Below are 8,856 nucleotides of genomic sequence, written 5' to 3'. Positions count from 1 at the left end.
GTCGCCGGGGAGTGTGCCGCAGGGGGCGACGTTTTCGACGAAGTGTCCGACCATGTGGCGGGACAGGGACCAGACATCCTTCAACGGCGACGACAGCGGCTGACCTGCCATGGTCAAACCCGCTCGCGCCGGAGCGGCAGCGGAGGCGGGCGTGGCCCGAGAACCCGGCGTGGCAACAGACATTGGCGAATCTTCCTTCCCCGCCCGTTAACTGCACTGCCTTTATAACGTAACCGTAACGAGACTGTGTTGGATGTGTTTCGCCGATCCTCGTGACAAATGAGGAGATCGATCGGGCGCGCTCTGGTGAGTGGTCACAACCCGGTGGCCGGCCGGAAGGGAACCGCCAGATCGGCCGGCCCGCCGATCAGTAGTCGCTTGAGCACCTTTCCGGTTTCGCCGCGGGGCAGCGCCGGCAGGAAGGTGACATCGCGGGGCACGGAGAATCGGCTGAGCCGATTGCGAACGTAGGTCCGGATCATGTCCGGGTCCAGACCCGATCCTTCTCGCTTGACGATGAATGCCGCCAGCCGCTGGCCGAATTCGCGATCCGGCACGCCGACCACCGCCACGTCGGTGACCTGCGGCAGATGCGACAGCGCTTCCTCCACCGGACGGGGGAAGACGTTCTCACCTCCGGAGATGATCATCTCATCGTCGCGCCCGGCGATGAACAGCCGCCCGTCGGCATCCAGATAGCCCAGATCCCCGGTGTCGAGCATGCCGTCGGTCTCCTCGGGCGGCGCCGAATTGACGTAACCGTCGAACAGCATGTGATTGCCGACGTGGATCCGGCCGGTCGCGCCGATCGGGACGGGTGCCCGATCCGGCCCCAGGACCGCCAGTCGCGTGCCCAGGGGCGGTCGGCCGGCGGTGGCCGGCGCGGTCCGCAGATCCTCCGGTGTGGCGATGGTCGCCCACGAGACCTCGGTGGATCCGTAGACGTTGTAGAGCACATCGCCGTACGAGTCGGCGAAACGCAGGACGGTGGCACCGGCCAGCGGCGCACCGCAACTGGCCGCGACGCGCAGGCAGGAAGTGTCGTGACGGGCCCGCACGGGGATGGGCAGATCCAGAATGCGCTGCACCATGGTCGGCACCAGAATCACGATGCCGGCCCGGTGCTCGGCGATGCGCCGCAGGGTGTCGCCGGCGTCGAACTGGGCCGGCAGGATCACCGTGGCCCGCAACGCGGTACTCAGCTGGAGCGCGGCCAGGCCCCAGGTGTGGAACAGCGGCGCCGGTATGAGCATGGTGTCGTTCATCCGCAACGGGATTCGCGACAGCAGCGCGGCGACGGTGGCGAACCCTTTGGCATGCGGTCGCCGGGCGCCCTTGGGAGTGCCGCTGGTCCCGGAGGTGAGCACGATCAACCGGCCGGGTCGCGCCGGCCTGGCGAATCGTGCACTGCCGGAATCGATCAGATCGTCGATGGTGGTGCGTCCCGGAGTGCCCGCGTCGGTGGCGATGCGCTCGATGTCGTCGTGCAGATAATGGATCAGCGGATCCAGCTCGGCATCGACGAATACGTGCGCCAGGCGGTGCCGCTGCACGATCTCCTCGATACGCCGCGCCGACAGCCCGGCATTCAACAGGATGGTGTCCACCCCGAGTTTGCCTGCCGCGACCATGGTTTCGACCATCCCGGCGTGATTGCGCGTGAGCAATCCGATGGCATCACCACTGCGTAGCCCGAGCCTGCCCATTCCCGCTGCCAGTGCGGTGCTGCGCCGATCGATCTCGGCGAAGGTGCGGCTGCGTTCGTCGTCGACGATCGCGATCCGGTCCGGAGAATGCGCGGCAGCGGCCGCGTAACCACCGGCCAGATTGAACCCCCAGCGGGCCAGTCCGCGCAGCTGACCGATACTGCGATCCGGGCGTGCGGTGTGCACGACTCCGGTGCCCACGATGCGCCGGGCCACCTCCGCGCGCCATCGCAGCGACGCGTTCTCGCCGTTGACCAGCACCGAAGTCGGTGCGGCCGTGGTCAGTTCGCGCAGTCGCCGCAGACCGGCGTCGAGCCAGGCCGGCGCGTCGGCGGTCGAGGCGGCGCCGGCCGGTGGATGCATTCGCCCGGCGGCGAAACAGGTCACCACGACCCGGGTCCCCCCGTCGATCGCGCGCAGCCGGATCGAGGCGAAGCTGCCCGTCGCCGCGCAGCGCAATTCGAAACCGGAGCCCGGGTGGCCCGCGCGCAGCGTCACCGACAATGTCCGGATCTCGGTGTCGGCGGTGCCGACGCGCAGCTGCCACACCGGGTCGCCGGCGATGGTCTCCACGCGGTCGCAGGCGCCGATTCCGGCGAAGATGCGCGAATACAGCTGCGGGTCGGTCAGCAGCTTCCATACCTCACTGCGTGCGACCGGCAGCTCGACAGCGGCGTCGAAAACCTCGGTAGTCACCTTCTGCACACTTCTCGCGGGCCGGTCCTTCGAGTGCACCGGCGGGGAAGTCCTTTGTAACCGGGATCGAATCCGGGCAGAAGATGCCTTGTGAGAAGTCCTGGATCGATCGGCGCACCGATTGTGAGTTTGCGGTCCGTGTGCCCGCTCGCACGGGGTTTCAGCCGTGAGATGTATCGCATTTCGGGCCGGAACGTCGCACCGTCCGCCGATCGTTGACCCATCGGCAGCTCCGTATCGACGACACCGGGCCGCCGGAGAGGGTGTGTGCGTGTGATGGGCGGGCGATCCGGGCGGTGGCCGGCGCTGTGCGCGGCGATCGTGACGCTGGTGGCCTCGATGGGGCTGCTGTCCGGACCGGCAGCGGCGACGAGCCCGCCGGACGGCTCCCGGATCGAGCGGATCATCGAGACCGACGCCAGACATGCGACCCTGCAGGTGTATTCGGCGGCGATGGACCGCACGATCACCATGCGGGTGCTGCGGCCCGAGCGCGGCGCGCCGGCGAGCCCGGTGCTGTACCTGCTCAACGGCGCCGAGGACGGCATCGGCCCCGGCGGCGTCGAGACCTCCTGGGGCACCCGCACCGATATCGACGCGTTCACCGCGGGGCGCGATGTGAATGTGGTGAACATCCTCGACGGCCGCTACTCCTATTACACCGACTGGCTCACCGACGATCCGATCCTCGGCCGCAACAAGTGGACGACCTTCCTGACCCGCGAGCTGCCACCGCTGGTGGATACGGTGCTGCACGCCTCGGGCCGCAACGCCATTGCGGGAGTGTCGATGTCGGCCACCTCGGTGCTCGCACTCGCGGAATCGGCTCCCGGACTCTACGCGGCGGTCGGGTCCTTCAGTGGCTGCGCGCGGACCGGCACCGATCCGGGCCGCCGCTTCGTGCAGGCCGTAGTGGCCTCCGGCGGCGGCAACCCGTGGAACATGTGGGGTCCCGACGGCGCACCCGGCTGGCAGGCGGGCGACCCCGCCACGGCCTCGAATCTGGCCCGGCTGCGCGGGACCGCGGTCTACGTCACCGCGGGTGCACCCGGTTCCGAGGCCGGAACCGGGTTCGCCGCACCGGGTGTCGAGGACCCGGCCGCGGGCGGCATGCTGGAATCCGTGGTCGCGCGATGCACCATCGATCTGCAGCACGCGACCGAGGCCACGGGGATCGCGGCCACTTATCACTACACCCCCGGTGGCCTGCACGCCTGGCCGTATTGGGAGCGGTCACTGCACGAGGCCTGGCCGGAATTCGAACGCGCACTGGCCGGCTGAGCGCTGCCGCGAACCCATCCGGGACGGGTGCCGGTGCCGAATAGCCGAATATCCCAGCCCCGACGGAAGGTAATGTGATGATTCCCGACTTCATACATCAGCTGATCGGCGCCGTATCGAATTTCCTCGGATTGATGCTGCTTCCCTGACTCCCATCGGAGTGGCACGTCAGCGCTTACGGGCAACTCCCGCATAGCCATCCAGCGGCCGGACCTCGGGCAGCGATTCGTCCGGGTCCGGTCGCCAGCGCGCCAGATACTCCAGGCCCGGTTCCACCAGTTCCAGATCACCCAGCAGGTCCATGATTTCCGCCCGGGTCCGTAAGCGGTCACCGCGCCCGGTGACACTTTCGGTCACCGCCAGCATTCGGTCCATCTGCTCCGGCGGCCCCTCCGCGGTCAGATGCGACAGGGCCAGATAGCTACCCGGTGCGATGGTGGCACGAAGGCGCTCGAACATCGTTGCCGCGAGGGCGTCGTCGTGCACGAAATGCAGCATCGACACCATCAATACGGCGACCGGCCGGTCGAAGTCGATCAACTCCCGGACCTGTGGGTGGCCGAGAATACCGTCGACTTCGGTGAAATCACCGTGCACGGCAGTCGCGAACCGATTGTCGGACAGCAGTTTCCGGCTCATCGTCACCGCGACCGGATCGATATCGATATACACGACCCGGCTGTCGGATCCGGCCCGCTGTGCGATTTCGTGTACATTGCCCGCTGTCGGAATTCCCGATCCGAGATCGAGGAATTGGTCGACACCGGCGGCGGCGAGGAAACCGACCGCACGCTGCAGAAAGGCCCGATTGGCCCGAGCCGTGCGGGGCACCTCCGGAATGATTTCGATCATTCGCGCGGCCACCGAGCGATCCACCTCGAAGTTGGCGAATCCGCCGAGTAGATAATCGTAAACTCTTGCCGGGCTGGGTATCTGAGGATCGATGTCGTCGGCGGCCCAGTCGGGTAGCAGAGGTTGCACGCCGCTCATCCTAGGCCGCGGACCCGCGCCGGAACATCGGCCGAATGGAGGACCCAGCGATTGCGCCCGGCCGCTTTGGCCCGGTAGAGGCCGGCATCGGCGGCGTCGAGGAGTCGTTCGGCGTCGGCGCCGGCCACCAGGGTGACTATCGCGCCGATACACGCGGAGATCATCAGGCGGTGGCCGTCGACCGGGAGTGGATCGGTGAGCGCGGCCAGCAACTGACCGGCGATGTCGGCGACTCGCTCGGAATCACACGGAGGGCCGATCAGCGCCACGAATTCGTCCCCGCCCACCCGGGCCAGCAGCGCCTCGGGCACCGCGGCCGTCAGCCGATCCGAGACCGCCGCGAGCAGCCGGTCACCCACGCCGTGGCCGTAGGTGTCGTTGACCGATTTGAATCCGTCCAGATCGATGAAACAGAGGCCGATACGGTCGTGTTGTCCGGCCTCGACCCCGATACCGGACAGCACCTCGACCAATTGCCGCCGATTCGGCAGTGCCGTCAACGGGTCGAGCCGGGCCTGGCGATGCAATTCGGCCTGCAATTCCCGGCGCTCGGTCGTGTCCTCTCCGACAGCCAGTAGATAGGCCGCCCGCCCGCCCTGCTCCGGCACCAGGGTGATCGCCCAGGTGGCCCAGCCCTGCACGCCCTCGGGGCGTGGATATCGCAATTCCATCCGCACGGTGCCGGTACCGATGCCGAGAAGATCGGTCACCCGCCGCCGCAATTCCGCCCGATCGTCGGGGTGAATCAGTTCGGCGACCCCGTGCTGGAGCAGATACTCGCGGGTGACACCGAGCATCGCCGCCATCGCCGGATTGAGGTCGACCACTCGGCCCTGGGCGTCCCCGATACCGATGGCGATCACGGCGTTGTCGAATACGATGCGGAATCGTCCCTCCGCCGCATTGCGTGCTTCGGCCATGGCGGCATGCAGCATTTCCTGATGGCGGGCACGGGTTGCCAGTAATTCCTCGGTATATCCGCGCGCCATCTCACCGAGCGCCGCTATGACCCGATCACCGGGCGGAAGCCAGGTGGTCGCCAGCTCCGCGAGCGTCGCCATCGTGCGGGCCAGAACCCGCGGATCGGTGAGGTTGGCGCGGACCAGTGCGGCGCCGACGTCCGCAGCGGGTGCGGGATCGAACGGCTCGTTCCGTACCAGCGTGATCAATTGCCGCAGCGAACCGCTCAGTAACCACTCGAGGTCGTACATCGACATGGGGACGAAACCGGTATCGGCGACGGCGATGCGCCATCGCCGCGCCAGTTCTCCGATTTCGGATTCCCCTGTCATGCGCACCACCCCCGCCTCGGAACTGCTCCCGGCGACGTGCGACCACGGCACCGCGTCGAACCAGGGAACCAGGTTACCGTGCGAAGCGGGCCCGCGAGATCACGACTGTGTCGTGATCTCGCGGGCCCGCTCGAGACTTATGTGATCAGGTCCGGTAAAGGCTGGATGCCGGCTACTTGCTCGCTTTGTGATAGGCGGCGACAACCTCGGAGGAAATGCGGCCACGCGCGGAGACGTTATAGCCGTGTTTCTTGGCCCATTCCCGGATCGCCACAGTCTGTTCGCGGTCCGCGGCAGACTTCGCGCGGGTGCCCGAACCGGCCTTCAACCGGCCGACCTTGCGGCCCTTTTCCGTCCAGGGCTCCAGCGCTCCTCGAAGCTTGCCGGCGTTCAATGTCGACAGGTCGATTTCATACGCCACACCATCGATCGAGAACTGCACGGTCTCATCCGCTTTGGACTTCCCGTCGTAATCATCGATGAGTGTGACGGTGACTTTCTTGGCCATGATCGAGCCCTTTCGCACTGACACGGAGCAACTGGGATTCTCTATACCGTACCGTATTGTATGCGGCCGTAGTCAATCCGGTGCTATTCGGGCGTTTCCGATCGTGAATGTTCCCGGAATGTGGAAAAGAATCGACATCATCGCAATTCGCGAGCCCCTCGCAATCGGTTATCGGAATGTGTGCCCGGTTCCGAGTGGGCTCCGCGACGAGGCCGTGGTGGGCCACCCGGCGGCGGCGTCATTGCATACATAGTGATGTGTGCATATGATGGCGATCGATCGGCGATGGAGAGGAGAGCTCGAATATGGGCGCCGGACACGCACACGGCTCGGGGCACACCCACAGTCACGCGCACGCGAGTCCCGACAGCGATCGCCGCTGGCTGGCCGGCGCGCTCGCGGTGATCGTGGCCTTCCTGCTCGGTGAGGTGGTCGTCGGTGTCCTGGCCGGGTCGCTGGCCCTGCTGTCGGACGCCGCGCACATGCTCACCGACGCCGCGTCGATTGCGTTGGCGCTGTGGGCGATTCGCCTCGCCGCCCGGCCTCCGGCGGGGCGGATGACATTCGGCTGGAAGCGGGTCGAGATCCTCTCGGCGCAGGCCAACGGTCTCACCCTGCTGGTGTTGTCGGCGTGGCTGCTGTACGAGGCGGTGCGGCGCCTGATCGAACCGCCGGCGGTCAGCGGTGGGCTGGTGCTCACGACGGCGCTCGTGGGCGTGGCGGTGAATCTCGCTGCGACCTGGATGATTTCGCGGGCGAACCGGTCCAGTCTCAATGTGGAGGGTGCCTTCCAGCACATCCTCACCGATCTGTACGCCTTCATCGCCACCGCGCTGGCCGGTCTGATCGTCATGACCACCGGCTTCGCACGTGCCGACGCCATCGCGACACTGATCGTGGTCGCGTTGATGGTGAAGGCGGGTGTGGGGCTGGTGCGCGCGTCGAGCCGGATCTTCCTCGAGGCAGCGCCGGCCGATATCGATCCCGCGGCGGTGGGGGCCGCGATGGCGGCCCGTGACGGTGTGGTCGAGGTGCACGATCTGCATATCTGGGAGATCACTTCCGGGTCGCCGGCGTTGTCGGCGCACGTCTTGGTCGAGCCCGGTCGCGACTGTCATGCCGTGCGTGAAGAGCTGGCGCAGTGGCTCGCTGCCGAACATCACATCGAGCACGCCACGCTTCAGGTCGACCACGCACAGCCAGAACTCATCGAACTCGGTGCGGGACCGAGCGCTCACTGCGCGCAGTCGCACGGGCCCGCGCATCGCGGAGCCCGGTCCCGCGAAAGTGATAATCAGAATTAACCGGACACCCCCTCCGACCGGCGCGAACGCCGCGGAATCGGCGGTGGATACTGGCTGCCGTGGGATGGACTGATACGCCGCTGACCGTGCATTCGGTGGTCGACGCCTGGCGCTGGGACACCTCGACCGTGGTGGTGACCGCGGCCCTGGCGGCCGGTTACGGGCTGGCCCGCCGGCGCGCGCAACGGAACGCAACGACCGAATCCGCCGGTCGCGGCGGTGTCTTCGGCGTGGTCGGGCTGGGGATCTGGCTGTTGACCGGGATCAGCGTCATCGGCGTCTATTCCGACACCCTGTTCTGGGTCCGGGCGTTGCAGATCCTGTTGCTGCTGTATGTGGTCCCGTTCGGACTGGCGTCCGGACGGCCGGTGACGCTGCTGCGCGATGCGCTCGGTCCGACCGGCCGGGCCAGGCTGGAGCGGGTCCTCGGATCCGGACCCGCCCGCGCGCTCACCTTCCCGCTGGTGCCCTCGATCGCGATGCTGGCCACGCCGTGGCTCCTGGTGCTGACGCCGTGGTACGAGGCCGTCCTGCGGGACGATGTGATCGACGCCCTCACTCGCCTGCTGCTGGTGGCGATCGGATTCCTGTACTTCTATTCACGACTGCAGACCGATCCGGTGCCACATCGCTATTCCCAGGCCGTCTCCCTGATGATCACCGTGTTCGAGTCACTCGCCGACGGTGTGCTGGGCCTGGTGCTCTGGTGGGGGCCACTGGTCGCGGTGGGCTACTACACCGAGGTCGGCCGTACCTGGGGTCCGGATCTGCGGATGGATCAGATCATCGCCGCGGGCATCATCTGGGTGCTCGGAGATGTGCTGGGGCTGCCGTATCTGGTCACGCTGATGCGGTCCTGGGCCGCCGACGAACGCCGCACTGCGGCCAGGATGGACGCCGAACTCGATGCCGTCGAGCAGAATTCGGCTGGAAGAGACCTGCCGGCACGACTCGGCTCGTCCGCATCCGTGGTCACCACGGATGCCACCGCGGCCATCAGGATGTTCTCCGTGGCGCCGACCGATGGGAAGTCCAGCCGGATACGGGCGCCCTGCAGTTCGTCGGCGCGAGCGACCAGG

The 8,856-nt window shown here is 67.1% G+C and carries 6 protein-coding genes and 1 pseudogene; 3 read left to right on the top strand and 4 right to left on the bottom strand.

Features of this window, described 5'->3' with window-relative positions:
• Positions 1-314 precede the first annotated feature (314 nt).
• Positions 315-2,402: an AMP-binding protein gene (locus AB0L57_RS32820; protein WP_364970745.1), complete on the bottom strand. Its 2,088-nt coding sequence runs from the start codon at positions 2,400-2,402 to the stop codon at positions 315-317.
• Positions 2,403-2,678: 276 nt separating this feature from the next.
• On the opposite strand from AB0L57_RS32820, the gene AB0L57_RS32815 reads away from it, so the two are divergent.
• The gene (locus AB0L57_RS32815; RefSeq protein WP_364970743.1) at positions 2,679-3,683 is read left to right on the top strand and encodes an alpha/beta hydrolase family protein; all 1,005 of its coding nucleotides are present in this window, start codon (positions 2,679-2,681) and stop codon (positions 3,681-3,683) included.
• A gap of 168 nt (positions 3,684-3,851) precedes the next feature.
• On the opposite strand, the gene AB0L57_RS32810 is transcribed toward AB0L57_RS32815, so the two are convergent.
• The 3 genes from AB0L57_RS32810 to AB0L57_RS32800 form a co-directional block, all read right to left on the bottom strand.
• Positions 3,852-4,664: an SAM-dependent methyltransferase gene (locus tag AB0L57_RS32810; RefSeq protein WP_364970741.1), complete on the bottom strand. Its 813-nt coding sequence runs from the start codon at positions 4,662-4,664 to the stop codon at positions 3,852-3,854.
• Between the two features lie 5 nt (positions 4,665-4,669).
• Complete coding sequence (locus tag AB0L57_RS32805; protein ID WP_364970739.1) at positions 4,670-5,965, bottom strand: diguanylate cyclase; 1,296 nt, start codon at positions 5,963-5,965, stop codon at positions 4,670-4,672.
• 172 nt (positions 5,966-6,137) lie between these two features.
• Complete coding sequence (locus AB0L57_RS32800) at positions 6,138-6,473, bottom strand: Lsr2 family protein (protein WP_364970737.1); 336 nt, start codon at positions 6,471-6,473, stop codon at positions 6,138-6,140.
• A gap of 305 nt (positions 6,474-6,778) precedes the next feature.
• On the opposite strand from AB0L57_RS32800, the gene AB0L57_RS32795 reads away from it, so the two are divergent.
• A complete protein-coding gene (locus AB0L57_RS32795; protein WP_364970735.1) occupies positions 6,779-7,777 on the top strand; it encodes a cation diffusion facilitator family transporter in 999 nt (332 codons plus the stop codon).
• A 59-nt stretch (positions 7,778-7,836) separates the two neighbouring features.
• Positions 7,837-8,628, top strand: a pseudogene (locus AB0L57_RS32790) (cytochrome c oxidase assembly protein); the annotation flags it as partial.
• Between the last annotated feature and the right edge of the window lie 228 nt (positions 8,629-8,856).

The sequence above is a fragment of the Nocardia sp. NPDC052254 genome (genome assembly GCF_040679495.1).
Lineage (GTDB): Bacteria > Actinomycetota > Actinomycetes > Mycobacteriales > Mycobacteriaceae > Nocardia.
The sequence above is the reverse complement of the archived record's forward strand: the minus strand, read 5'-3'. Positions and strand labels throughout refer to the sequence as shown.

Bases quoted from the DNA above. Each gene is read 5' to 3' on its own strand.
- AB0L57_RS32815 (WP_364970743.1), top strand. From the start codon at position 2,679: ATGGGCGGGCGATCCGGGCGGTGGCCGGCGCTGTGCGCGGCGATCGTG.
- AB0L57_RS32805 (WP_364970739.1), bottom strand. From the start codon at position 5,965: ATGACAGGGGAATCCGAAATCGGAGAACTGGCGCGGCGATGGCGCATC.
- AB0L57_RS32800 (WP_364970737.1), bottom strand. From the start codon at position 6,473: ATGGCCAAGAAAGTCACCGTCACACTCATCGATGATTACGACGGGAAG.
- AB0L57_RS32795 (WP_364970735.1), top strand. From the start codon at position 6,779: ATGGGCGCCGGACACGCACACGGCTCGGGGCACACCCACAGTCACGCG.